The organism is Immundisolibacter cernigliae (assembly GCF_001697225.1).
Classification (GTDB): Bacteria; Pseudomonadota; Gammaproteobacteria; order Immundisolibacterales; family Immundisolibacteraceae; genus Immundisolibacter; species Immundisolibacter cernigliae.
Genome location: NZ_CP014671.1, coordinates 2,507,952 through 2,532,478, shown reverse-complemented (window position 1 = coordinate 2,532,478; position 24,527 = coordinate 2,507,952). Strand labels below are relative to the sequence as shown.

General features: G+C 68.2%; 25 protein-coding genes and 1 riboswitch. Of the genes, 8 read left to right on the top strand and 17 right to left on the bottom strand.

The features are described 5' to 3' along the window. Window positions 1-138: 138 nt before the first annotated feature. From PG2T_RS12140 to gcvT, 5 genes are all read right to left on the bottom strand, one after another. Window positions 139-489, bottom strand: coding sequence for a hypothetical protein (locus tag PG2T_RS12140; RefSeq protein WP_068805869.1), 351 nt, complete (start codon window positions 487-489; stop codon window positions 139-141). Window positions 490-561: 72 nt separating this feature from the next. Further along, a complete protein-coding gene (locus PG2T_RS12135) occupies window positions 562-1,737 on the bottom strand; it encodes an MFS transporter (protein ID WP_068805866.1) in 1,176 nt (391 codons plus the stop codon). 6 nt (window positions 1,738-1,743) lie between these two features. After that, window positions 1,744-3,087: an aminomethyl-transferring glycine dehydrogenase subunit GcvPA gene (gene gcvPA / locus PG2T_RS12130; protein WP_068805863.1), complete on the bottom strand. Its 1,344-nt coding sequence runs from the start codon at window positions 3,085-3,087 to the stop codon at window positions 1,744-1,746. Next, on the bottom strand, window positions 3,087-3,467 hold the full coding sequence (gene gcvH / locus PG2T_RS12125; protein ID WP_068805860.1) for a glycine cleavage system protein GcvH: 381 nt from the start codon (window positions 3,465-3,467) through the stop codon (window positions 3,087-3,089). The genes gcvPA and gcvH overlap by 1 nt, the downstream gene beginning before the upstream one ends. 47 nt (window positions 3,468-3,514) lie before the next feature. Continuing rightward, window positions 3,515-4,633 carry a glycine cleavage system aminomethyltransferase GcvT gene (gene gcvT / locus PG2T_RS12120; protein WP_075968179.1) on the bottom strand — a complete coding sequence of 373 codons (1,119 nt, stop codon included), beginning with the start codon at window positions 4,631-4,633 and terminating at the stop codon, window positions 3,515-3,517. Between the two features lie 85 nt (window positions 4,634-4,718). On the opposite strand from gcvT, the gene argB reads away from it, so the two are divergent. Genes argB through PG2T_RS12105 form a run of 3 tightly spaced genes read left to right on the top strand, consistent with a single transcriptional unit; the run spans window position 4,719 to window position 7,517 of the window. Beyond that, complete coding sequence (gene argB / locus PG2T_RS12115; RefSeq protein WP_068805857.1) at window positions 4,719-5,642, top strand: acetylglutamate kinase; 924 nt, start codon at window positions 4,719-4,721, stop codon at window positions 5,640-5,642. 32 nt (window positions 5,643-5,674) lie between these two features. Further along, the gene (locus PG2T_RS12110) at window positions 5,675-6,985 is read left to right on the top strand and encodes an aromatic ring-hydroxylating oxygenase subunit alpha (RefSeq protein WP_068805854.1); all 1,311 of its coding nucleotides are present in this window, start codon (window positions 5,675-5,677) and stop codon (window positions 6,983-6,985) included. Between the two features lie 31 nt (window positions 6,986-7,016). Beyond that, complete coding sequence (locus PG2T_RS12105; protein WP_068805851.1) at window positions 7,017-7,517, top strand: aromatic-ring-hydroxylating dioxygenase subunit beta; 501 nt, start codon at window positions 7,017-7,019, stop codon at window positions 7,515-7,517. A gap of 178 nt (window positions 7,518-7,695) precedes the next feature. Here PG2T_RS12105 and PG2T_RS12100 read toward each other — a convergent pair whose 3' ends face one another. The 6 genes from PG2T_RS12100 to PG2T_RS12080 all read right to left on the bottom strand — a co-directional run bounded on the left by PG2T_RS12100 (window position 7,696) and on the right by PG2T_RS12080 (window position 11,413). Further along, window positions 7,696-8,523, bottom strand: a complete 828-nt coding sequence (locus PG2T_RS12100; RefSeq protein ID WP_202816338.1) for an SDR family oxidoreductase — start codon at window positions 8,521-8,523, stop codon at window positions 7,696-7,698. A 179-nt stretch (window positions 8,524-8,702) separates the two neighbouring features. Beyond that, window positions 8,703-9,026 carry an RNA recognition motif domain-containing protein gene (locus PG2T_RS12095; RefSeq protein WP_068805848.1) on the bottom strand — a complete coding sequence of 108 codons (324 nt, stop codon included), beginning with the start codon at window positions 9,024-9,026 and terminating at the stop codon, window positions 8,703-8,705. Between the two features lie 19 nt (window positions 9,027-9,045). After that, window positions 9,046-9,225: a hypothetical protein gene (locus PG2T_RS15595; protein WP_075968178.1), complete on the bottom strand. Its 180-nt coding sequence runs from the start codon at window positions 9,223-9,225 to the stop codon at window positions 9,046-9,048. A 335-nt stretch (window positions 9,226-9,560) separates the two neighbouring features. Continuing rightward, complete coding sequence (locus PG2T_RS12090) at window positions 9,561-10,817, bottom strand: cytochrome P450 (protein WP_068805846.1); 1,257 nt, start codon at window positions 10,815-10,817, stop codon at window positions 9,561-9,563. Window positions 10,818-10,832: 15 nt separating this feature from the next. Next, on the bottom strand, window positions 10,833-11,048 hold the full coding sequence (locus tag PG2T_RS12085; RefSeq protein WP_068805843.1) for a hypothetical protein: 216 nt from the start codon (window positions 11,046-11,048) through the stop codon (window positions 10,833-10,835). 44 nt (window positions 11,049-11,092) lie between these two features. Further along, a complete protein-coding gene (locus tag PG2T_RS12080) occupies window positions 11,093-11,413 on the bottom strand; it encodes a 2Fe-2S iron-sulfur cluster-binding protein (RefSeq protein WP_068805841.1) in 321 nt (106 codons plus the stop codon). 179 nt (window positions 11,414-11,592) lie between these two features. Between PG2T_RS12080 and PG2T_RS12075 the strand changes: the two genes are divergently transcribed. Genes PG2T_RS12075 through PG2T_RS12065 form a run of 3 tightly spaced genes read left to right on the top strand, consistent with a single transcriptional unit; the run spans window position 11,593 to window position 15,758 of the window. Further along, a complete protein-coding gene (locus PG2T_RS12075; RefSeq protein ID WP_145931085.1) occupies window positions 11,593-13,143 on the top strand; it encodes a glycosyltransferase family 39 protein in 1,551 nt (516 codons plus the stop codon). A 3-nt stretch (window positions 13,144-13,146) separates the two neighbouring features. Continuing rightward, the gene (locus PG2T_RS12070) at window positions 13,147-14,850 is read left to right on the top strand and encodes an ABC transporter ATP-binding protein (protein WP_068805835.1); all 1,704 of its coding nucleotides are present in this window, start codon (window positions 13,147-13,149) and stop codon (window positions 14,848-14,850) included. Next, a complete protein-coding gene (locus PG2T_RS12065; RefSeq protein WP_068805832.1) occupies window positions 14,850-15,758 on the top strand; it encodes a lysophospholipid acyltransferase family protein in 909 nt (302 codons plus the stop codon). The genes PG2T_RS12070 and PG2T_RS12065 overlap by 1 nt, the downstream gene beginning before the upstream one ends. A gap of 110 nt (window positions 15,759-15,868) precedes the next feature. Here the strand turns inward: PG2T_RS12065 and PG2T_RS12060 are convergent, their stop codons facing one another. The 6 genes from PG2T_RS12060 to PG2T_RS12035 all read right to left on the bottom strand — a co-directional run bounded on the left by PG2T_RS12060 (window position 15,869) and on the right by PG2T_RS12035 (window position 21,840). Beyond that, a complete protein-coding gene (locus tag PG2T_RS12060; RefSeq protein WP_068805829.1) occupies window positions 15,869-16,552 on the bottom strand; it encodes an Lcl C-terminal domain-containing protein in 684 nt (227 codons plus the stop codon). Between the two features lie 13 nt (window positions 16,553-16,565). Further along, window positions 16,566-17,357 (bottom strand): SDR family NAD(P)-dependent oxidoreductase, encoded by a 792-nt coding sequence (locus PG2T_RS12055; protein ID WP_068805826.1) that lies wholly within the window; start codon window positions 17,355-17,357, stop codon window positions 16,566-16,568. Window positions 17,358-17,384: 27 nt separating this feature from the next. After that, window positions 17,385-19,031 (bottom strand): flavin-containing monooxygenase, encoded by a 1,647-nt coding sequence (locus PG2T_RS12050; RefSeq protein WP_068805823.1) that lies wholly within the window; start codon window positions 19,029-19,031, stop codon window positions 17,385-17,387. A 217-nt stretch (window positions 19,032-19,248) separates the two neighbouring features. Next, window positions 19,249-20,004, bottom strand: a complete 756-nt coding sequence (locus PG2T_RS12045; protein WP_145931084.1) for an arginyltransferase — start codon at window positions 20,002-20,004, stop codon at window positions 19,249-19,251. After that, a complete protein-coding gene (gene aat, locus PG2T_RS12040) occupies window positions 19,991-20,704 on the bottom strand; it encodes a leucyl/phenylalanyl-tRNA--protein transferase (protein ID WP_083214906.1) in 714 nt (237 codons plus the stop codon). The genes PG2T_RS12045 and aat overlap by 14 nt, the downstream gene beginning before the upstream one ends. Then, complete coding sequence (locus tag PG2T_RS12035) at window positions 20,701-21,840, bottom strand: GNAT family N-acetyltransferase (RefSeq protein WP_068805817.1); 1,140 nt, start codon at window positions 21,838-21,840, stop codon at window positions 20,701-20,703. The genes aat and PG2T_RS12035 overlap by 4 nt, the downstream gene beginning before the upstream one ends. Window positions 21,841-22,071: 231 nt before the next feature. Further along, window positions 22,072-22,137: riboswitch (S-adenosyl-L-homocysteine riboswitch) on the top strand. A gap of 76 nt (window positions 22,138-22,213) precedes the next feature. Between PG2T_RS12035 and ahcY the strand changes: the two genes are divergently transcribed. Both ahcY and metF read left to right on the top strand, forming a co-directional pair. Then, complete coding sequence (ahcY, locus tag PG2T_RS12030; RefSeq protein ID WP_068805814.1) at window positions 22,214-23,617, top strand: adenosylhomocysteinase; 1,404 nt, start codon at window positions 22,214-22,216, stop codon at window positions 23,615-23,617. Between the two features lie 9 nt (window positions 23,618-23,626). Then, on the top strand, window positions 23,627-24,490 hold the full coding sequence (gene metF / locus PG2T_RS12025; RefSeq protein WP_068805811.1) for a methylenetetrahydrofolate reductase [NAD(P)H]: 864 nt from the start codon (window positions 23,627-23,629) through the stop codon (window positions 24,488-24,490). Window positions 24,491-24,527: the final 37 nt, after the last annotated feature.

Here is a 24,527-nt window from a genome sequence, read left to right as displayed (position 1 = left end):
GGATGTATCGGGAAGGCGGATTCCCGGCTGCGGGAACGCAAAGGCCTAGCGGACAGAACGGCCGGCAGGCGGCCGTTCACAATGCAGTCGGCAGCGCTGCGGGAGCGCTGCCGGGCGCCGATCGCCTATGCCAATCGACTATTCCAGCGGGCGTTCGACAGGCATTTCCTGTCGCGTCTTGACGCAGCCGAGGCAACGGGTGAACAGGCCACGCGCCGGACCCACCACCAACTGACTGGCCGACTCGTCCACGTTGCCACCGAGTGCCGTGAACGGCAGCGTGGCCACGAATATGGCCACGCCGGTGGCCGTGGCGGCCGCATACAACGGCCGCGCAATCAGGGCATCACCCATCATGCGGGCAGCGGTCGGATCGTCGTTGGCGCCCGGACCGTACATGTCGGTTTCGAGGCTGGCACCAAATGCGGTGAAAGGCTGCGTCAGCGCGAGGGCCAGGGTCGCCGAGATGACAAATTTGAACGCGGACATACGAGCTCCGTGGGCGGCATCCGCAATTTAAAGAGCGGACGGCGGCAAGGTTAGGCGCCGTTGGGCGGCCGGTCAATGCGCGGGCTTCTGCTGCGCACCGGCGTGGCGCAACATCAGCGCGCAGATCACCAGTCCCAGCAGGGCTGTACCCAGCAACAGTACCGGCCAGAACCAGCTGCCGGTTTTCTCGAGCAAGGTTCCGACCAACGGCGGCCCGACGAGAATTCCCAGGCCCTGCCCGGACAGCGCGAGGCCCAGGATGGGCCCGGTGGCGGGCGGCCGCGGCGCCAGCAGCGGCGCCTGCGTGAAGATGCCGGTCGGGATGATGCCCAGCAGGAAGCCATAGGACACCAGCAGCAGATACGTCCAGCCCAGCGAGTGCGCAAACAGCATCATCGCCGGCAAGACGACCAGTAGCGGCAGTGCCGGCAGTACCAGCAGCGTCGACGGTTGCCAGCCGCGATGCACCAGAACGCCGCCGAGCAGGTTGCCGGGAATGATCGCCGCCGGCACCAGCGCGCTGGCCAGCGTCGCAGCCGCGGTGTCCAGGCCGAGCGTGTGCATCAGGTGTGTGGGCAGAAACGTGAACACGCTGAAGAACTGACTGCTGAAACAGAAAAACGCCAGCGCCAGCCACCACGGCCCGCTGCTGCGCAGCACCGACAGGTCAAGCCGGCCGCCGGAGGGCAAGCCAATATCCCGTGGCAAGCCCGGCAGCATCGCCAGCACGGCCAACGCCGCCAATGCGCTCACCGCCCACAGCCCGCGCCAGCCGAAGGCACCCAGCAGCAGCGGCGCCAGCGCCAGCATCAGCATGCTGCCGACCGGCATCCACAGCGCCCACACGCCCATCGCAAGACCGATGTCCTGGCGCCGGGTGAGGCTGGCGATCAGCGTCGGCGCGGCAACCGTGATCAGCACCACGCCCACACCCTCCAGACCGCGCCCGGCCAGCAGCCAAGCCGTGGCCGGTGCCAGCGCACTGAGTGAGCCGGCCACCACCAGCACCAGCAGCCCGTCGCGCAGCAGCCGGCGCGAGCCGCGCCAGTGACTCAGTTGCCCGGAGGCGACGCCGAGCGCGAACGTGGCGATAGTGCCGACCGACATCACCCAGCCGATCTGGGCCAGCGTCAGATGCAGCGCACTGCGCAGGTCGAGCGCGGCCGGACTGGCCTTGGCCAGCGCCGTGGCCGCCGCGACACCGGCCAGAAAGGCGACGCCAACGCCCCGCCAGTGGGTCGTCTGCACAACGGCTCAGAGCAATTCGGCCAGCGCCGCGGCGTAGCGCTCGCAGGCCGCCGGGGGCGTCAGCTCCGTGGCGCACACCAGCAAGCCGTCGGCCAGTTCCGGGTAGTGTTCCGCCAGCGGCAGGCCGCCCAGAATGTCGCGCTCCAGCAGACCATCCAGCATGCGCGGCAGATCGCCCGGCAGGCGCAAGACAGTCTCGTTGAAGGTCGGCCCGCTGAACGCGGGTGTCACGCCCGGCAGCGCGCACAGGCGCTCGCACAGCAGGCGCAGGTTGGCGTGGCTCTGGCGCGCCACGGTGGTCAGCCCGGCCGGCCCCATCAGGCTCATGTACAGCGTCGCCGCGGTCGCCAGCAGACCCTGGTTGGTGCAGATGTTGGACGTCGCCTTGGCGCGGCGGATGTGCTGCTCGCGCGCCTGCAGCGTCAGGGTGAAACCATCCTTGCCGTCCATATCCACCGTGCGGCCGGCAATGCGGCCCGGCAATTGGCGCACCAGCCCCTCGCGACAGGCCATGAACCCCAGATACGGCCCGCCACCGGCCAGCGGAATGCCCAGCGGCTGGCCTTCGCCGCAAGCAATGTCCGCGCCGCGCGCGCCCCACTGGCCGGGCGGTTTCAGGATCGCCAGCGCCAGCGGGTTGACCACGCCGATGACCAGCGCGCCGGCCGCGTGGGCGGCGTCCGTCAGCGCGTCGACGTCTTCCAGCACGCCAAAGAAATTCGGCTGCGGCACGGCCAGGGCCGCCACGCCGGTCCAGTCGATGCCATCCAGCACGCTGCGACCGGTTTGCGCATCAAAACCCGGCTCGACCAGCTCGATGCCCTGGCGGGCGACGATGCCGCGCACGGCCGCCCGATAGGCCGGATGCAGCGCGCGTGGCAGCAGCACGCGCCGGCCGGCCTGGCCATTGGCACGCACCGCCATCAGCACCGCCTCGGCCAGCGCCGAGGCGCCGTCGTACAGCGAGGCATTGGCGACCTCCAGCGCACACAGCCCGGCGATCATGCTCTGGAACTCGTACAGCACCTGCAGCGTGCCCTGGCTGGCCTCGGCCTGATACGGCGTGTAGGCCGAATAGAACTCGCCGCGACTGACCAATTGCCACACGGCGGCCGGGATGTGGTGCTGATAGGCGCCGGCGCCCAGGAAACAGGTCGGATTGCGATCGCCTGCCGTGCGCTCTGTGAGCAGTGCGCCGACTTCCCACTCCGGCAGACCGTCCGGCACGCCGGGCAGGTCCGCAATGCGCAGGCCGGGCGCAATCTCGTCGAACAGCGCGCCGATGTCGGGCACGCCGACGGCGCGCAGCATGGCGGTGACTTCGTCCGCCGTGTGCGGAATGAAGGGCATCAGGCGGACTCGGTCAGGGCGCGATAGGCGGCGGCGTCCAGCGTGTCCGGCGGCAGGTCGCCGGACACGCGCAGCAGCCAGCCTTCGCCGTAGGGATCCTGGTTCACGAGTTCCGGCGCGCTGGCGAGTGCATCGTTGAAGGCCAGCACGGTGCCGGTCAGCGGCGCGTACACGTCCGCGGCGGCCTTGACCGACTCCACCACCGCACAGGCATCGCCGGCCGTGAGCGCCTTGCCGACCGCCGGCAGTTCCACGTAGACCAGGTCACCCAACTGCGCCTGGGCATGGTCGGTGATACCCACGGTGATGCTGCCGTCGGCTTCCTGACGCAGCCATTCGTGGGTCTGGGTATAGCGCAGCGTGTCCGGCACCTGGCTCAAGGCGAGTCTCCGTTCGGTAGTAAGCGGCGGGATAAAGACGGCGGCGATCAGGCGTTGGCCAGCGGCGGCAGATCCACGCGCAGCGCGCCTTCGCGCACGAACGGCGGATTCACGAATCGTGCCGGCAGCTCGCGATCGCGAATGCGTATGGTACAGGCGCCGTCGGCGCCGGCTTCGACCCGCGCCAGGCCAATGCCGCGGCCGATAGTCGGCCCGAAACCGCCCGATGTCAGGTGGCCGATCTGCCGCCCGTCCTGCAGCACGGGCGCGCCATCGCGCAGCACGCCGCGGCAGGCCAGCACCACGCCGGCCCGCTGCCGGGCGGGTCCGGCGGCGCGCTGGGCGGCCAGCGCGGCGCGGCCGATGAAATCCCGCTGCGCCGGCTCCCAGTGCACGGTCCAGCCCAGGCCGCATTCCAGCGGCGTGACGGTGTCGTCCATGTCGTGGCCGTACAGGGACAGGCCGGCTTCCAGCCGCAGCGTGTCGCGCGCGCCAAGCCCCGCCGGGCGCACGCCGCCTTGCAGTAGCGCCTGCCACAGCGCGGGGGCGGCGGCCGCCGGCAGCATGATTTCGTAGCCATCCTCGCCGGTGTAGCCGGTGCGTCCGACCAGCCAGTCACCCTCCTCGGCGGCAGCAAAGCGGGCCAGGCCCGCCACGCCCGCACGCACGCCAGCCGGCAGCAGCGGATCGGTCAGCGTGCGCGCCTGCGGTCCCTGCACCGCCAGCATGGCCAGGTCGTCGCGCGGGGTGAGCACCACGTCGAAGTCGGCCTGTCGTGCGCGCAGCCAGGCCAGATCGGCTTCGCGGCGGGCGGCATTGAGCACCAGCCGGAACCGATCGGCGCCCAGGCGGTAGACCAGCAGGTCATCGATGATGCCGGCCTGTTCGTTCAGCAGGCAGGTGTACAGCGCCTTGCCGGTGCCGATGCGCGCGACATCGCCGCACAGCACCCGGCGCAGGTAGTGGTCGGCCTGCGGGCCACTCAGGTCCGCCTGCGCCATGTGCGACACGTCGAACACGCCGGCGCCGGCACGCACCGCGTGGTGTTCGTCCAGCTGCGAGCCGTAATGCAGCGGCATGTCCCAGCCGGCAAACGGCGCCATGCGGGCACCGGCAGCCAGGTGCGCGGCGTGCAGGGGCGTTTTCAGGAGCAGGTCGGCGGGCATGGCAGGGTCCGGGCGGCGATGGCCGGCATGATAAGCGATGGCTGCCGGGCCTAGAATTCGCGACAGTCCCGCCCGGAGAGTCCGCATGTCGCTGTCGATCGATGCCGCCCACCGCGTCGCCGTGGTGCTGGTCGAGGCACTGCCCTACATCCGCCGCTTTCGCGGCCAGACCATCGTCGTCAAGTACGGCGGCAACGCCATGGTCGATGCGCAGCTGAAGCACAGCTTCGCGCGCGACATCGTGCTCATGAAACTGGTCGGCATGAACCCGGTGGTGGTGCATGGCGGCGGGCCGCAGATCGGCGAGCTGCTCGGACGCCTGGGCATCCAGAGCCGCTTCGTGGACGGCCAGCGCGTGACCGACGCCGCCACCATGGACGTGGTGGAGATGGTGCTGGGCGGCCTGGTGAACAAGGACATCGTGAACCTGATCAACAGCCACGGCGGCCGGGCCGTGGGCATTACCGGCAAGGACGCGGCGGCCATCCGGGCGCGCAAGCTAAGCTTGCGTCATGCCGGCGATGACGCATCCCTGCCGGACGAGATCATCGATCTGGGCCACGTCGGTGAGGTCGAGGTCATCGACACCGCGCTGCTGGACCTGCTCAGCGGTCGCGATTTCATCCCGGTGGTCGCGCCCATCGGCGTGGGCGCCGACGGCGCCACCTACAACATCAACGCCGACACCGTGGCCGGCAAGCTGGCGGCGGCGCTCAAGGCCGAGAAGCTGATGCTGCTGACCAACACCGCCGGCGTGCTGGACGGCAGCGGCAAGCTGATCCCGCGCATGGATGCGGCCACTGCACAGGCGCTGATAGCCGATGGCACCATCCACGGCGGCATGCTGCCGAAGATCAACTGCGCGCTGGACGCGGTGGCCGGTGGCGTGGGCGCGGCCCATATCCTGGACGGCCGGGTCGAGCACGCGGTGCTGCTGGAAGTGTTCACCGACAGCGGTGTAGGCACGCTGATTGCGGGCGCGCTCGACGGCATCTGGCCGGCCAGTTAAGCGGCGCAGTGGCGATATCAGGAGGAGCTTTCGTGGAGGCGAGCAGCCTGGTCGACGACCGTCCCGAGGCGGGCGTGTTTCGCGTGCATCGGACCGCGTTTACCGACCCGCAGGTATTCGAGCTCGAAATGGCACGCATCTTCGAGGCGACCTGGGTCTTCGTGGCGCTCGAAAGCGAGATCGAACAGCCGCACGACTTCGTCACCCGCCAGATCGGCCGCCAGCCGATCATCCTGACGCGGGACGGCGCCGGCACGCTGCGCGCGTTCCTGAACAGCTGCCGCCACAAAGGCACGCTGCTGTGCCCGTTTCGCGCCGGAAACCGCAAGTTCCACACCTGCCCCTACCACGGCTGGGTCTACGACAGTGCCGGGCGCAACGTCGGCATCACCGATCAAAAAGACGGGCACTACCCGCCGGCCTTCGACGACGAAAGTCACGACCTGGTCCCGCTGGCGCGAGTGGGCAGCTATCGCGGCTTCGTGTTCGCGAGTCTGTCGGCTGACGTGCCGAGCCTCGACGACCATCTGGGCGAGGCGCGAAAGCTGCTCGATCTGGTCGCCGACCAGGCGCCGGACGGCCTCGAATACATCCCCGGCGAGGCCAGCTACACCTACGACGGCAACTGGAAGCTGCAGTTCGAGAACGGCCTCGACGCCTATCACTTCGCGACCACGCATGCCGCCTTCGTGGACATCGTGCGCCAACGGCCGCGCGCCGGACCGGCCCCGCAGCCACCCGGCCAGATCATTGCCGGCACCATCAGCACCGCCCGCGGCCACGCCATGTCCTGGTCGGTCGGCGCGCCCGGCCAGGGACCGGAAAGCCGTCCGCTGGTGCGCGACACGGAATTGCTGGAGACGGTCAGGCAGCGGGTCGGCGAAGCCCGACTGGACTGGATGCTGCGCCAGCGCAACCTGACGATCTTTCCGAACCTGCAGATCATCGACATCCAGTCGCTGCAGCTGCGCACCTGGCAGCCGCTGGCGGTGGACAGGACACGCATGAGCTCGCACTGCCTCGCCCCGCGCGGCGAAAATCCGCAGGCGCGGCGCTTTCGCATCCGCCAGTACGAAGAATTTTTCAACGCCGGCGGTCTTGCCACCTCTGACGACAACGTCATGTACGCCCTGAGCCAGGACGGCTTTGCTGCGCAGGCGGCCGGCGACACGCAGGGCTATTCGCGCGGCATGGCAGCGCCGCCGTCCTTGCCGCTTACCTTCGCGCCGCTCGGGCTCACCGAAGCCCGCTGCAACGCCAGCTCGGCCGGCCTCGCGTTTGGCGACGAGACCGCCATCCACGCCGGTTACCGGGAATGGCGCCGGCTGATGCAGGGCGGTTGATCGGCGCCCGCTTGCAACGCAGGAGACCCGGATGCCCGACCCGATTGCCACTTCCATAACCACCGACCTGCTGCACGCCGAATGCCGGTGTCTGGACGACCGCGATTGGGGCGCCTGGCTGGAGCTGTACACCCCGGACGCCGTCTACTGGGTGCCGTCCTGGCGCGATGAATACGCGCAAACCTCCGATCCGGACACCGAGATTTCCCAGATCCATCACGACAGCCGCCGCGGTCTTGAAGAACGCGTGATGCGCTTACAGTCCGGCAAGTCGGTGACCGCCATGCCGCTGCCGCGCACCACGCATTTCGTGAGCAACATCGAGGCGAGCTTCGAGTCGGCCGACGCGATTACCGCACGCGCCAACTGGATGGTCCTGGTCTACAACCCGCGGACCGAAAAACAACACAGCAACTTCGGCCGCTATGAACTGGGGCTGCTGAAAAGCGGTTCGGGCTGGCGGTTCGCCCGCAAGACAATCCGCCTGCAGAACGACCGGGTGCCGGCTTTGATCGATTTCTACACGCTATAGGCGGGCCGCGGGCAGGTCCGCTCAGGGAGACGCTGAAAAATGCCGTCCGTGGCATTTTTCAGCTCGCCTCGTCGCGGTACACGCCCGCGACGGGCTCCATGAAGCAAGCACTTCGTGCTTGCTTCATGCCGGGGCATCCTGCCCCGGACGGGCAGCGCTGAATAAATCAGCGCTGCCCTCAGGCCACCAGACCCACCATGCGTTCCGTTTCCTGCCACAGGCGCGCGCGCACGGCGCGGTCGTGCGACTCGGCTGACGATTTGGCGGGCTTGCAGCCGCTGAAATACTGCCCGGTGACATCGGCCACCTCGGGCGCCGTGGCCAGGTAAAGTGACGTGCGAGCGCCCTTGTCCGCCTTGGGCAGCAATTTCTTGATGAAGCCGGGCATACCGCCAAGGTTGGTATCGATCACGCCCGGGTGCAGGCAGTTCACCGTAATCCCCAGCGCTTGCCAGCGTTCGGCAAGGTCGTAGGTGGCCATGACGCAGGCCAGTTTCGAGCGCCCATAGGCGGCGAACATCTTGTACTTGCGCGTGCTTTGCAGGTCGTCGAAATCGATGTGCCCCATGCTGTGCACGCGCGAGCTGACGTTGACCACGCGCGCCGGCGCGCCGGCGGCCAGCGCCGGCTCCAGCAGCCGGGTGAGCAGGAACGGTGCCAGGTGATTGACCGCGAACTGCAGCTCGAAACCGTCCGCGGACATCTGGCGCTTTTCCACCATCACGCCGGCATTGTTGATCAGCACGTGGATGACCGGATGGGCCACCAGAAGCTCGCCCGCCAGGCGTCGGATGTCGGCCAGCGAGGCAAGATCGGCCTGCCACAACTCGACCGCCGCATTGCCGGTAGCGGCCTGGATGTCCTGCTCGGCCGCTGCGCCGCGAGCGCGGTCCCGGCACACCATCAGCACCGTGGCGCCGGCGGCGGCCAATCCCTGCGCGGTCGCCTTGCCGATGCCTGAATTGGCGCCGGTGACCACGCACACCTTGCCCTGCATGTCTGCCATGTCCAGCCTCCTCCGTCCCTGCAAGTCGTGTTATCCATCGGAGCCTTGCCCGACACCGCAAGGATCGCACACCACCGGTAGATCGGGCTCGATTGCAAACACGGCACGCCGTTTACCGGAAAAATCCGGCGCAAAAAAAAGCCCGGAAAATCCGGGCTTTTTAACAGCGAACTATTCGCTCAGTAGCGCGGGCCGCGACCGGCACCGCCGCCGCCGAAGCCGCCGCCGCCGCCCGGACGCGGGCCACGGCTGGCGTCACGCTCCATGGCCATGTTCACCTTCAGCGGGCGACCGCCCAGGTCACGACCGTTCTGTTCCAGCGCCTTCTCGGCCGCCTGCTGGGCCGCGAAGGTGATGAAGGCGAAGCCCTTCGGACGACCGGTCTCGCGGTCCATGATCATGGCCAGATCGGTGATCTGCCCATACTCCGAGAACAACGCCCGCAGCTGGTCTTCGGTGACCGAGTAGGGGAAATTTCCAACGTACAGTTTGTTTTGCTGCATTTACAAGCACTCCAAAGTTTCAAGGATTCCCGGCAGGAACGCCGGGGTCGGCGGATGCCGATTCATCAGACGGCGACTGCGCCGACACATCCCCTTGCGCGGAACTCTTGGCGAGCTTGCGCAGGTTCTTTTCTTCTTTTTTCTTGCTCTTCGCCAGCTCGCGCTGACGTTTCTCGAACGAATAGTTTGGCTTGGCCACTGGGCACTCGGGTCAGGATGCGGGCGGTAGACGGTACGGACTACAGGTCCGTGGAAAAAAGCCGGCGGAACGCGACAAAACGCCCAGCGCAAACAGCACCAGACGCACGGGGCAGGGTTTCATAAGGCGAGCGCTTTTTCGGACGCCGGGGGCGCGAACCACGGTGGGCTCACTGGCCGGGAAAGCAGCTGCGGGGCAAACAGGCCGGGGACGATCAAAAACCAAACGCACACTCACTGACCACGACAGACAAACATTGCGGGCGGCAGCATACCGCGTTTTTTGCCGCGGCGCGCGCGCGGCCGTCGCGCGCCGCCCACCGCAGCGCGACATGGCTACCAGGGATGTACCTGCACCTGCATGCTGCGGTACCCGCGGATGATGTTGGACTTGGCCCGTACCGGGTTGCCGACGACCTCGACCATGCGGAAACGCTTCATGATTTCTTCCCAGGACACGCGCAGCTGCATTTCCGCCAGGCGGTTGCCCATGCAGCGGTGAATGCCAAAGCCGAAGGACAAGTGGTGCCGGGCGTTCTCGCGGTCGACCTTGAAGCTCATCGGGTCGGCGATCACCTCGTCGTCCCGGTTGCCGGACACGTACCACATCATGACCTTGTCGTGCCTGCGGACCTGCTTGCCGAACAGTTCGGTGTCCTGCATGGCGCGGCGGCGCATGCCAAGGATCGGCGTCTGCCAGCGGATGATCTCGGACACCATGTTCGGGATCAGCGTGGGGTCGCGGCGCAGCTTGTCGTACTCGGCCGGGTTCTGGTTCAGCGCCAGCACGCCGCCGGTGATGGAGTTGCGGGTGGTGTCGTTGCCGCCGATGATCAGCAGGATGATGTTGCCCAGGTATTCCATGGGCGAGTCGATCATGTTTCGGGTGCGCTCGGAATGCGCCAGCATGGAGATCAGGTCGTTACCCGGCTTGCTGACCCGCTGGTGCCAAAGCCGGACAAAGTGTTCGCCGCAGTCGGCAAGCGCCACGTCGCGGTCCTCGGGGGTGATGAAGTCACCGCCGCTGATGTCGGGTGCGCCGGTGGTGGCATCCGACCAGAAGGTGAGCTTGCGCCGCTCCTCGAAGGGAAAATCGAACAGGGTCGCCAGCATCTGTGTCGTCAGTTCGATCGACACCCGTTCCACCCAGTCGAAGGACTCGCCGACCGGCAATTCGTCCAGAATCTTGCCGACCCGTTCGCGGATGATCGGCTCGAGCTTGGCCAGGTTGGCTGGCGCCACGACCGGCTGCACCGCCGCGCGGTGCACATCGTGCTTGGGCGGGTCCATCTGGATGAAGCTCTGGAAGGGAATTGCTTCCGGCAGGTCGGCGATGGTGATGGTCGGCTCGGACGAGAAAAGCTGGTGGTTTTTCTCGACATGGGCGATGTCGTTGAACTTGGTCACCGACCAGAACGGGCCGTACTCGCTGTCTGCGCAGTAATGCACCGGGTCTTCCTTGCGCAGGCGCTCGAAAAAACCCCATTGCGCGTCGTGCTCGTAAAGCTCAGCCTGGCTGACGTCGATCTTGTCCAGCGCGATCCCGAACGGATCCTGGTCGAGCATGCGCAGATGTTTGACGGTATCCAACATGATGTTCCCTCATCGTCAGAAGTGATCGAAGCCGCCTCGCCTGAGGCGACCGTGTTCGTTTGCGCCGCCGTCCCGGCCGTGGCGGACCGGGTCTTCCCGCCGCCGGCGCTCGAAAAACCCCCGGCGCGCGTGGCGCTGGTAATGGTCGGCTTGGCGGACGTCGATTTTTTGGAGCGGGATGCCGTACGGATCGACATCCATGAATCCACGGCGGCTCACCGAGTCCAGCATGACTCTGTCCTGCGCGAGTGAGCACCCGAAGACACCGTGCCTGCCTACATCTGGAACGCGGGAAGCTGCACGACGATGCCTTCCAGCGCGTCGGAGACCTGAATCTGGCAGGACAGGCGCGAGGTCGGCGTGCGCTCCGGCGTGGGGTCCAGCATTTCTTTTTCTTCGGGGTTGGGGCCACCCAGGCGCGCGTACCAGTCCGCCGGCAGGATGACGTGACAGGTGGCGCACAGACATTTGCCACCGCAGTCGGCATCGATTCCCGGCACGGCGTTTTGCACCGCCGCCTGCATCAGGGAGCGGCCATCGCGGGCCTGCACCTCGTGCCGCGTGCCGTTTGCCTCTACGAAAACCACCTTCGTCATGGTTGCGCCTCCTTGCGCTGCGGGGTCTGTCTGCCGTGGTTTTGAGTATACGCAGGATTGCGCCTTTAGCAATCGTTCGTTCAGCTCTCCGGGCCGGCCGACGAGCCGGCGGGCTAGCGCGCCGATCCCTCGAACGGCAGCGGTATCATGCCGCGCCCTGCTGCCACCCCAGCCCGTCCGTGAACCCACCCGCCCCTGCCCTGAACTGGACCTCGTCGGCCATCGTGTCGACGCGCGGACTGCTGGCCCTGGCCGGGTTATTCATTGCCCTGCGGCTGGTGTTCTTTCCGCTGGCCGACCCGATCGTCGACGAAGCCTATTACTGGCTCTACTCGCAGCGGATGGAGCTGGCCTTTCTGGATCACCCGCCGCTGGTGGCCTGGCTGAACTGGCTGGGCACACACCTGCTGGGCAACACGCCGGCCGGCGTGCGGCTGGGCGCGATCGGCTGCGGAGTGATTGCCTTGGTTTACATCTGGCGCCTGACGCGGGAGGTCGGCGGCGGACACCAACAGGCGCTGGCGGCGGTGCTGCTCGGCTGCGCCCTGCCCGGGTTTTTCCTGTCCGGCTTTCTGATGACGCCGGACGCGCCGCTGGTGGCGGCCTGGTCGGCCGGGGTGTTTTATCTGCACCGGGCGCTGGTGCACGATCAGCGCGGTGCCTGGCTGGGCGTGGGCCTGGCGATGGGACTCGGCCTGCTGGCCAAGTATCCGATCGTGCTGCTGGCGGCCGGCGCCGCCGGCTTCGTGCTGACGGACCCAGTCGCGCGACGCTGGCTGGCCCGCCCGCAGCCCTATCTGGCCACGCTGCTGGCGCTGGCACTGTTCTGGCCGGTGTTGGCGTGGAACGCGGCGCACGATTGGGCTTCGTTTGCCTTCCAGAGCACCCGGCGCGTCCAGCAGAGCTACGAGTTCTCCACCCATTTGCTGGTGGCGCACGTGCTGCTGCTGTTGTTCCCTACCGGAGCGCTGGCCGCCTGGGGCGTTGCCACCCGTCCTGCATGGCGGGCACGGGCGGTGGCAGACGCGCGCAGCCGGTGCCTTTTGCTGTGGACGGCGGCGGTGCCGTTTGGCGTTTTTTTCGCGTTCAGCCTGTTCAATTACCCGCACTTTCACTGGACCGGACCGGCCTATATCGGCCTGTTGCCGTTTCTGGCCACCACGCTGACGCTGCCGGCGGCGCCCGCTGACCGGCTGGGGCGTTTCCTCGCGCGCGCCTGGCGACCCACGCTGTACCTGCTGGGCGCGATCTACGCGAGCACGGCGGTGTACATCGTGTTCGGCCTGCCGGGCGTGCCATATCCGAGCCGCAACGTCGATTACCTGGCCTGGCGCGAGGCCGCTGCGGCGGTGCACCAGCTCGAACAACAGGTGCAACGCGACACCGGCCAGCGGCCGCTAGTGGCCGGCATGAGCAAGTGGTCGATCGCGGCGGGGCTGGCCTTTTACGATACCGACGGCCGGCGCGACAACATCACCTCGCGCAACATCGTCGGGCGCGGCGGAGCGATGTTCGAGTACTGGTTCGACGATCAGAGCAATGGCAAAAGGCCGGTGCTGCTGGTGGATTTCGAGCGCAAGGACCTGCAAGGTCCCGAGGTCGATGCCGCGCTGGTCGAGGTGGGCCCGATCCAGGAACAGATCATCCACTGGCGCGGGCAGGTGATTCGCCACCTCTACTACCGCGTTGCCGCCGGCTACCGGCCGGCGGCGGTGCAACGGACACGCTGAACCATGCGCCTGCTGCTGCACTTTGCCCGCACCTATCCTGCCCGCAGCCTGCTGACCCTGCTGGCCCTGCTGCTGGCCGGACTGCTGGACGGACTGGGCCTGTCCTCGCTGCTGACCATGCTGGTGTCGATGTCCGGCGACGCCGACGGCGCCGGCCTGCCGCTGCCGGCCCGGCAGGTGAGGCAGTTCCTGGCCGGCCTGGGCATTTCGCCGCAGCTGGGCCCGCTGCTGGCATTGATGGTGCTCGCCATGGCAGGCAAGGCTGCGCTGCGGCTGGCCGCCAATGCGCAGGTCGGCTACACGGTGGCGCGGGTCGCGACCGATATTCGGCTCGGATTGCTGCGGGCCGTGCTGGGCAGCCGCTGGGAGTATTACCTGCGTACACCGATCGGTCGGCTTTCCAACGCCATTTCGGGCGAATCGAACCGCGCCGCCGGCGCCTATTTCGACGCCGCGCAGATGATGGCGGTGCTGGTCCAGGGGCTGGTCTATGCGGTGCTGGCGCTGCTGGTGTCCTGGCAGGCAACGCTTGCCGCGCTGCTGCTCGGCGGCCTGTTGATGTCGGGCATGGGCGGGCTGGTGCGCCGCGCCCGCCAGGCCGGCACACGCCAGTCGCAGCTGACCGCAAGACTCGTGACCTACCTCACGGACGTGTTGCAATCGGTCAAGCCGCTCAAGGCCATGGGCCGCGAGGATCTGGCCGACGGCATCCTGGCCCGTCAGACGCGCCAGATCGACAAGGCGCTGCGCAAGCAGGTGATCGCCAAAGAAACATTGCCGGCGGTGCAGGAGCCCCTGCTGGCGGCCCTGGCGGCGGGCGGACTGTACCTGGCCATGGCGCACCTTGGCCTGTCGCTGGCGTCGGTGATGGTGGTGATTTTCCTGCTGGCGCGGTTGCTGGGCTACTTCACCAAGGTGCAGCGCGAATACCAGCGCATGGTCAGCGCCGAAGGCGGATTCTGGATGCTGCACGACGCAATCGTCGATGCGCAGGCCGCTGCCGAACCGCCTACCGGCAGCGCCGTCCCCAGCCTGACCCGCAGCGTGGAGCTGCGCGATGTGCGCTTCGCATATGGCGAACAGCCGGTACTCGACGGCATCAACCTGGTCATCCCGGCCGGCCACTTCACCACCCTGATCGGTCCGTCCGGCGCCGGCAAGACCACGCTGGTGGATGTTGTCATCGGCCTGCTGCAGCCGCAGTCCGGGCAGGTGCTGATCGACGGCCGGCCGCTGCCGGAGCTGGACCGCCAGACCTGGCGGCGCATGATCGGCTACGTGCCGCAGGACACGCTGCTGCTGCACGACAGCGTGCTGGTGAACGTGACGCTGGGCGATCCGGCGCTGGGCCGTGACGACGCCGAACGCGCACTGCGCCAGGCCGGCGCCTGGGACTTCGTGGCGACCCTGGAACAGGGCCTGGACACGCCGGTCGGCGAACGCGGCGGCAAGCTGTCCGGCGGGCAGCGCCAGCGCATCGCCATCGCCCGCGCGCTGGTGCACCAGCCGGCGCTGCTGATCCTGGACGAACCGACCTCGGCGCTGGACGCCGCCGCCGAGGTGGCCGTGCGCGACACGCTGCGCGATTTGAAGGGCCGCTACACGCTGCTGGCCATCACCCACCGGCCGGCGCTACTGGACGTTTCCGACCACGTCTTCCATATCGTGAAAGGCACCCTGCACCGGGCCAGCGAGCCGGTCAGCTGATGGCCACGCTCGCCAAGCGCGTGTGGCTGCCGCTGCGCCGCGCCTGGCGGCGCGGCGTGTTTCGCCTGCTGCGCGCCGTGGCGCGTGTCCTGGCCGGCCATCCGCGGGCCACGCATCGGGTCGGGCGCTGCGTTGGCGGGCTCAACTACGCGCTGCGCCCGGCCCAGCGGCGACGCGATCTTGCCAATCTGCGCCTGGCCCTGCCGGGGCAGCCGGCGGCGCAACTGCCAGGCATCGCTCGCGAATCGCTGTGCGACGCCAGCATCGGCGCCCTCGAATTCCTGCAATTGGTCGACGGCACGATCGACGCGGCGCAGTTCCTGGGACCGGTCACGGCCCACGGCCGCGAGCATCTGGATCAGGCCCTGGCCGGCGGGCGTGGCGTGCTGGGCGTCGGACTGCATCTTGGGCATTTCGGCAAGGTGCCGCTGTGGCTGGCGCAGGCCGGCTACCCGGTCACCATCGTCATCCGCGAGGCGCGTCAGGTGCCGCCCGGTTACTACATCGAGGCGCTGCAGCGGCTGGGGCTGGAGGCGATCCGCATCGAGCGCGATCAGGCCGCCGCCCCGCGCGTGCTCGATGCGCTGCGCCGCGGGCGGGTGGTGATGATCTACCTGGACCAGGGCGTCAAGAACGACGGCGGCATCCCGATCGAGTTCCTCGGCAAGCGCGTGCCGATGCCGGCCGGGCCGCTGGTGCTGGCGCGCCGGGCCCGGGCGCCGATCGTGCCGGTGTTCCTGCATCCGGAACTGCACGAGGTGGTGATACATCCGCCGCTGCCGGCGCCGGCCGGCACCCTGCGCGAGGACGATCCGACCCTGCAGACGCTGTACCGGATGGCCGAGGCGGAAATCCGCGCCCACCCTGCCTACTGGCAATGGCGCTACCGGCGCTGGGGGCGGCAATGAGCCAGCACGCCTGATCGCCGTCACCGTCGGCAATAACGCCGTTGTCGCCGCGCACCGTTACCGGGGCGCGTACGGCGCCTTTGGAAACGGCGAAATCACCGCAGACCCGTTCAGCGCACCGCGCGCACCCAGGCGTGAAAGTCGGGCCGTTCGGTCGCCAGCCGGCCATCGAACCAATAGGCCACATAGGCATCGCCCGACGGCGTGCGGTCGGCGGTCCAGATAAAATCGACGCCACGGCCGAATACCCGGTCGATGTGCCGACTGTCGATGGACGTTGGTTCCATCAGCGAGGCTGCTTCCTCGGCGGTCGGCAGGCGCCAGTCCCGGTAGCCCCCATAACCGCCGGCGTTGAGCGCCGCCAACGCTTCGGCCACCTGGGCCAGATCAAGGCCGGCAGTGCCGTCGCGTTGCCAGACCAGACCCGTGGTGGCGTCCTTGACCACCATCGCCTCGTCGCGCACCACGACCTCGAAGCGGTTTTCGATGCCGGCTCCCGCCGGGTTGACCCACGCATCGAACATGCCGTGGTCCACCAGCGCTGCCGACAGGCGCTCGGGCGTGAGCGTGGTCGGCACGCCGCGCAGCGTCACGCGCGCGACCTCGGACACGCCAAGGCGCTCGAGCAGAGGCGGCTGGGTTGCCGCGGACGCTGACACCGCGGCCTGCCCACTCTTGCCCAGCAAACCGGCTTGCTGAAAAGCCAGCACCAGCGCGCCGACCGCGGTCAGCAATCCGGCCAAGGCGGTCAGTATGCCCGGCACGCTGGACCAGAATGATTTGCCTTCGGGCATGCGCGGCCTCGCTTCAGAACGGATTGCGCACGATGCCGCCATCGACCCGCAGCGCGGCTCCGGTGGTGGCCGACGCCAGCGGGCTGACGATGTAGGTGACCATGGCCGCGATCTCGGCCGGCTCGGCAAAGCGCCGGATCAGGGAACTGGGCCGGGCGCGGTTGAAGAACTCGCGCTCGATGTCGGCCACCGGCTGACCAGCCTCGGCGGCCATTTTTTCGAGGAACTCGACCACGCCGCGCGAGCGGGTCGGCCCCGGCAGCACGCTGTTGACGGTAATGCCGGTGCCGGCCAGCGACTCGGCCAGGCCCCGCGAGACGGCCAGCTGGGCGGTCTTGGTCATGCCGTAGTGCACCATCTCGGCCGGGATGTTGATGGCGCTTTCGCTGGAAATGAACACGATCCGCCCCCAGTCGCGCGTGCGCATGGCCGGCACGAAAGCCCGCGCCAGGCGCACGCCGGCCATCACGTTGACCTCGAAAAAGCGCAGCCAGTCGGCGTCCGCAATGTCCTCGAAAGGCTTGGTCTCGAAAATGCCCAGGTTGTTGACCAGGATGTCCACATCGGGGTAAGTCACCGCCAGTGCCGCGCACACCGCCGCCTCGCCCAGATCACCGGCAAAGCCCTGCCCCAGCACGCCGGTATCGGCCAGCAGGCTGCCCAGCGCCTCGTCCACGCCGGCCTGCGTGCGGCCGGTGATGATGACCCGCGCGCCTTCGCGCGCCAGGCCGGCGGCGATGGCATAGCCGATGCCGGCGGTGCTGCCGGTGATCAGCGCCAGCTTGCCGGTGAGCTGTAAATCCATTGTGTTGCCTTGTCTGTGTGATTGCCGTCAGGCAGCGACTGACTGGCGGCCGAGTTCAAACCCTTCATAGCCTTTCGCCGCCACCTGCTGGCACTGCTGGCGGTACGGACCGACGCCGCCCAGGTACGGCGTGAACACGCGCGGCTTGCCCGGCACGTTGGCGCCTACGTACCAGGAGTCGGTCTGCGGCAGCAGCGTGCCGTTGGCGACGTCCGCCACGTGCGCCACCCAGCCGGCCTGCGCCGGCGCGCTGGCTTCGATGCAGGCGATGCCCTGCTGGCGCAGATACGCCATGCAGTCGGCAATCCACTCCACGTGCTGCTCGATCGACACCACCATGTTCGAGAACACCGACGGGCTCTGCGGGCCGGTGATCAGGAACATGTTCGGAAACCCGGTGCTGGCCAGGCCCAGGTAGGTCTGCGGCCCCTGCGCCCAGGCCTGCTTCAATGCCAGCCCGCCGCGGCCGCGGATGTCGATGCCGTTCAGCGCACCGGTCATGGCGTCGAAGCCGGTGGCAAAGATCAGCACATCGAGCGGGTATTCGGCATCGCTGGTGCGCAGGCCGTGCTCGGTGATCCGCTCGATCGGCGTGGCGCGCAGGTCGACCAGCGTCACGTTGTCGCGGTTGTAGGTCTCGTAGTACTCGGTGTCCAGGCACAGGCGCTTGGTGCCCAGCGGGTGCGTGCTCGGGCACAGCAGCTCGGCGACTTTGGGGTCCTTGACCGTGGCGCGGATTTTCTCGCGCACGAACTCGGCCACGATGGCGTTGGCCTCGGGATCGGCAATCACGTCCGGAGCGGCCGCCAGCAGGCTCATGGCGCCGCCTTGCGCCCACAGCGTCTCGAGCGTCTGGCGCAGCTCGGCCGGCGGAATGTCGCGCGTGCGCCGCGGCGCGGCCGGCATGGGCACCGGCACGCCGAACAGCGAATCGCGGCTGATGTCGCGCCGGGCCCGGTAATCGGCCTTGATGCGCTGCTGCTCGGCCGCCGGCAGCGGGCCGTTGCGCGCCGGCACGCTGAAGTTGGCCGTGCGCTGGAACACCGTCAGATGCGCCGCCTGGCGCGCCACCTGCGGAATCACCTGAATGGCGGTCGAGCCGGTGCCGATCACGCCCACGCGCTTGCCTGTCAGGTCCACGTCCTGCCTGGGCCAGGCGGCGGTCAGGTAGCAGTCGCCCGCGAAGCGCTCCACGCCGGGAAAGTCCGGCTGCTTGGGCAGCGACAGGCAGCCGGTGGCCATCACGCAGTAGCGCGCCGTAACGTGCTGACCGCGGTCGGTTTCGACGCGCCACAGGCCGGCCTGTTCATCGAAATGCGCCGCCGTGACACGGGTTTGAAGCTCGATGTCGCGGCGCAGGTCGAAGCGGTCGGCGACGTGGTTCAGGTAGGCCAGGATCTCCGGCTGACGCGGGTAGCGCTCGCTCCACTGCCAGTCCTGCTCAAGTTCTGGCGAGAAGGAATACGAGTAATCCACGCTCTCGATGTCGCAGCGGGCGCCCGGATAGCGGTTCCAGTACCAGGTGCCGCCGACGCCGTCGCCGGCCTCGTACACGCGCGCCGTGAAACCGGCCTCGCGCAGGCGGTGCAGCATGTAAAGACCGGCAAAACCGGCGCCAACGATGGCGACATCGAAATCGGTGGCCTGAGGTGGCGTGATGCGTGGGTCGTTCATGGGTCTCTCCTTGTCCTCGTTTTATGTGTCGTTCGGGTCGCCTGCAAGGGGCCAAGATACACTCCGCGCGGCGCCCGGCCTGGTAGGAGCGCAGCTTCGCTGCGCGATGGATCGCCCGGCACAACCGGGCTCCTACCGTGGTAGCCCGTATGCAGCGCAGCGGAATACGGGGAAGCCGTACCTCATCATCCCCGGATTTCGCTGCGCTGCATCCAGGCTACGGGTCGGTTTCCGGTTCCTGGCCGGTCGGCGCCAGCCGCTCCCAGCGCCCCTGCTGGTAGGCGTGCAGCGGCTGGTAGCGGCTCTTGTAGGCCATCTTGTCCGAGTCGGCGATCCAGTAGCCCAGATACAGCCAGGGCAGGCCACGTGTGCGGCATTCCTCGATCAGGCGCAGCACGCCGAAGGTGCCCAGGCTGCGCTTGGCCAGCTGCGCGTCGTCCGGTTCGTAGAAGGTGTACACCGCCGACAGGCCCTGCGGCATGGCGTCTATGACACTCACCATTACCAGCCGACCGTCGAGCCGGTATTCCAGGCTGGATGTGTTGATGAAGCGGCTGCGCAGGAATTCGAGCTGCTCGCGCGCGTCGCGCACGACCGCCCGGCCGTCGTGGCGCGCCACCTGATAGCGGTGGTACAGGTCCAGGTGCTCGGTGCCGAATTCGGTGCGTGCGGTGCTGATCGCCAGATCCTGATTGCGCTGCCAGGCGCGGCGCTGGGCGCGGTCGGGCGCGAAATCCGCCACCGGAATGCGCACCGGCACGCAGGCCTGACAACCGCGGCAGTGCGGGCGATAGACGTTGTCGCCGCTGCGGCGAAAGCCGTAATCGATCAGGCGGGCGTAGGTCTCGGTGTCGATGACCTTGTTCGGGTCGGCGAACAGCATCACCGCCTCGCGGTCCGGCAGGTAGCTGCAGGTCTGCGGTTCGGTGGAGAAAAAAAACAACCGTCCGAAGCGGGTGTTAAAGATCATCATCGACGTGCCAGGGTCCGCGTGGGTCCGGTGGTCGGGCGAGCCGGTCGAGCCATGTTAAGAACTCGGCCCGCGGCATGTCTACGGCGCCCAGACTCGCCAGATGGCCCGAACTGACCTGGCAGTCGATCAGCCGGCAGTCATGGTTTAGCAAATACCGCACCAGATGCGCAAACGCCACCTTGGAAGCGTCGCTGCGCCGGCTGAACATGGACTCGCCAAAAAACACCTGCCCCAGCGCCACGCCATACAGGCCGCCGACCAGCTCGCCATCCTGCCGGGCCTCTACGCTGTGCGCATAACCCAGACGGTGCAGCGCGCCATAGGCACCGGCCATGCCCGGCGTGATCCAGGTACCGCTGGCACCCGGCCGCGGCGCGGCGCAGGCGGCGACCACGGCGTCGAAGGCGGTATCGAAACTGACCCGATAGTCGCCCCGCGCCAGGCGCCGCCGCAGGCTGCGGGACGGAACGAACTCCTGCGGCCACAGCACGGCGCGCGGCTGCGGCGACCACCACAGGATCGGATCACCCTCGCTGAACCAGGGAAAGATGCCGCGCCGGTAGGCGTCCAGCAGCGTGGCCGGTTCCAGATCGCCACCGGCTGCGAGAAGGCCATTCGGATCGTCGCAGGCCTGCTCCACCGGCGGCCAGCCGGCCCGCCAGCGGCCTTCGCGTACCCAGTACAGGCGCGGTCCGCTCAAGGCTGCTCGCGGCGAAACGGCGAGTGCTCCGCCAGCAGCTCGCGGTACTGCTCCATCTGGCCAGTCTCCTCGACCAGATAGTCGGCTACCGCGTCGGCAAAACGCGGCTCGGCCAGCCAGTGCAGGGAGTGCGTCTGGACCGGCAGGAAACCGCGGCTTAACTTGTGTTCGCCCTGCGCGCCGGCCTCGAAGCGCGCCAGACCCTGCTCGATGCAGTACTCGATGGCGCGGTAATAGCAGGTCTCGAAATGCAGGCTGTGATAGTCGGCATGGCAGCCCCAGTAGCGGCCGTACAGCGCGTCCGTGCCCTGCAGGTTGAGCGCCCCGGCCACGTAGCGGTCATCGCGCACGGCCAGCAGCAGCACCACGCAATCGGCCAGCGTCTGGCCCAGGCGCTCGAAAAACGCTTCGCTCAGATACGCAATCGCCCCATGGCGGGCCACCGTGGCGCGGTAGAAGCCGTACATGGCCGCCCATTCGGCGTCGCCGGCCGCGCGGCCCGGCACCACACGCACCTCGATGCCGGCCTCCGCCACCTGGCGGCGCTCGCGGCGGACCTTCTTGCGCTTCTCGGCCGTCAGGGCGGCAACGTAATCGTCGAAGCTGCCGTAGCCGCGGTTTTCCCAATGAAACTGGTGCCCGACGCGCTGCAGCCACGGCTCGCCGGCCAGCGCCGTCGTCTGCCGCTCGGGCGTGAACAGCCAGTGCACGGACGAGGCCCGCAGCGCCTTGGCGTGCGCAATCAGCGCCTCGCCGGCCGTGGCCAGCAGCGCCGCTTCGTCCGCGCCCGGCGCCAGCAGCAACCGCGGCCCGGTCACCGGCGTGAACGGCACTGCGACCACCAGCTTCGGGTAATAGCGCAGGCCGGCGCGCTGGTAGGCGTTGGCCCAGGCCCAGTCGAACACGTACTCGCCGTAGGAGTGCTGCTTCACGTACACCGGCGCCGCCGCCAGCAGCCGGCCGCCCTGCTCGATCAGCAGATGCTGACTGGCCCAGCCGGACTTGCCGTCCACGCAGCCGGATTCCTCCAGCGCCAGCAGGAATTCGTGCCGCAAAAACGGGTTGCCGGCCAGATCGAGACCGTTCCACGTGGCGGCGGGGACGGCCCTGATGCTGTCGACGAAACGGGTCTGCACGCGGGCTGGCACCGGATGGATTCGAGTCAGCAACGAAGGGGCACACCACCGAAAAACTGTAGGAGCCCGGCTGCGCCGGGCGATGCCCCAGCGACACACGACGGTGGCGATCAATTGTAGGAGCCCGGCTACGCCGGGCGATCATCGCGCAGCGCTGCTGCGCTCCTGCACGCAAGGGTAACAGCGGCACCCGGCTTGCCGCGCCACCGGCGCGCCCGGTTAGAATGCCGCCCACCTGAGGAGCGCTGCGACGGGATTCCCGCCAGGCTCAGGCCGTCCCAACTGCGCTCGCAACCCCGTGACCCGCGGCCGGTGCGAGCTTCCCTGCCAAAGCCATCGCCCCGCCCGGTCGTCCGAATCAAGGAGTGACCGCGTGAACGCCATCCAGAAACCGCACGACTTCCTCGTCGCCGATCTTGCCCTGGCCGACTGGGGGCGCAAGGAAATCGCCATCGCCGAGAGCGAAATGCCCGGCCTGATGGCCACCCGCGCCGAGTACGGCGCCGCCAAGCCGCTGGCCGGCGCGCGCATCGCAGGTTCCCTGCACATGACCATCCAGACCGCGGTGCTGATCGAAACGCTGCAGGCGCTGGGTGCCGACGTTCGCTGGGCGTCCTGCAACATCTTCTCCACCCAGGACCACGCCGCCGCCGCCATCGCCGCCGCCGGCACGCCGGTGTTCGCCACCAAGGGCGAGACGCTGGACGAGTACTGGGCCTACACGCACCGCATCTTCGATTTCGAGGGCGGCGCCAACATGATCCTGGATGACGGCGGCGATGCCACCCTGCTGCTGATCTTGGGCGCGCGCGCCGAACAGGATCCGTCGGTCATCGCCAAGCCCGAAAACGACGAGGAAATGGCCCTCTACAAGGCCATCCGCGAGCGCATCGCCAGCCAGCCGGGCTGGTACAGCCGCCAGCTGGCCGGCATCCGCGGCGTGACCGAGGAGACCACCACCGGCGTCAAGCGCCTGTACCAGATGGCCGCCGAGGGCCGCCTGCCGTTCCCGGCCATCAACGTCAACGACTCGGTCACCAAGAGCAAGTTCGACAACCTGTACGGCTGCCGCGAGTCGCTGGTGGACGGCATCAAGCGCGCCACGGACGTGATGATCGCCGGCAAGATCGCCGTGGTGGCCGGCTACGGCGACGTCGGCAAGGGCTGCGCGCAGTCCCTGCGCGGCCTTGGCGCCAGCGTGTGGATTACCGAGATCGACCCCATCTGCGCCCTGCAGGCGGCCATGGAAGGGTATCGCGTGGTGACCATGGACGAGGCCGCGCCGCTGGCCGACATCTTCGTCACCGCCACCGGCAACGTGGACGTCATTACCCACGACCACATGGCGGCCATGAAAACGCAGGCCATCGTTTGCAACATCGGCCACTTCGATTCCGAAATCGACGTCGCCAGCCTGCGCCAGTACCGCTGGGAGAACATCAAGCCGCAGGTCGATCACATCATCTTCCCGGACGGCAAGCGCATCATCCTGCTGGCCGAAGGGCGGCTGGTGAACCTGGGCTGCGCCACCGGGCACCCGAGCTTCGTGATGTCCAACTCCTTCACAAACCAGGTGCTGGCGCAGATCGAGCTGTTCTGCCACGGCGAGCGCTATCAGAAGCAGGTCTACGTGCTGCCCAAGCACCTGGACGAGAAAGTCGCCACCCTGCACCTGGCGCGCATCGGCGCCCGCGTGACGCGCCTGACCGACAAGCAGGCGGCGTACCTGGGCCTGTCGCAGCAGGGGCCGTTCAAGCCCGAGCATTACCGCTACTGAGGCCCGGCCGTGAGCAGCGCGCGCAGCTTCAGCTTCGAGTTCTTCCCGCCGCGCAGCGACGAGGCGGCGGCGCGCCTGGCCGAGGCGCGCCGCGCGCTGCTGCCGCTGCGGCCCGGTTACGTGTCGGTCACCTTTGGCGCCGGCGGCAGCACACGGGATCTGACGCTCGACACCGTCGCCACCCTGCAGCGGCAGGACGGCGTGCCGGTGGCGCCGCACATCTCCTGCGTCGGCGCCACTGCGGCCAGTCTCAGAGAGCTGCTGGACGCCTACCGGGCGCTGGGCATCCGCCGGCTGGTGGCGCTGCGCGGCGATCTGCCGTCCGGCATGGGCGACACGCCGGGCGAATTCCGCTATGCGAGCGACCTGGTGGCCTTCATCCGCCGCCAGACCGGCGACTGGTTTCACCTGGAAGTGGCCGCCTACCCGGAAGTCCACCCGCAGGCCAGGAGCGCCCGCGCGGACCTGGACGCCTTCGTACGCAAGGTGCAGGCCGGCGCGAACGGGGCGATCACGCAGTATTTCTTCAACGCCGACGCCTATTTCCGCTTCTGCGACGCGGCCGCCGCGGCTGGCGTTGCCGTGCCGATCATCCCCGGTGTGATGCCGATCACCAACTACACGCAACTGGCGCGCTTCTCGGCCGCCTGCGGGGCGGAAATCCCGCGCTGGCTGGCGCGCCGGCTGGAGGACTACGGCGATGACCTGGACGGCCTGCGCGCCTTCGGCCTGGACGTGACGCTGGCGCTGTGCCGCCGCCTGCTGGAAGGCGGCGCGCCCGGCATCCACTTCTACACCCTGAACCGCGCCGAACCGACCGCCACCCTGTGGCAGGCCCTGGGCCTGGGCCAGCCGGCACATCAACGGGCCTGACCCGCCAGGCGTGTATGCAGGAGCCCAGCTTCGTTTC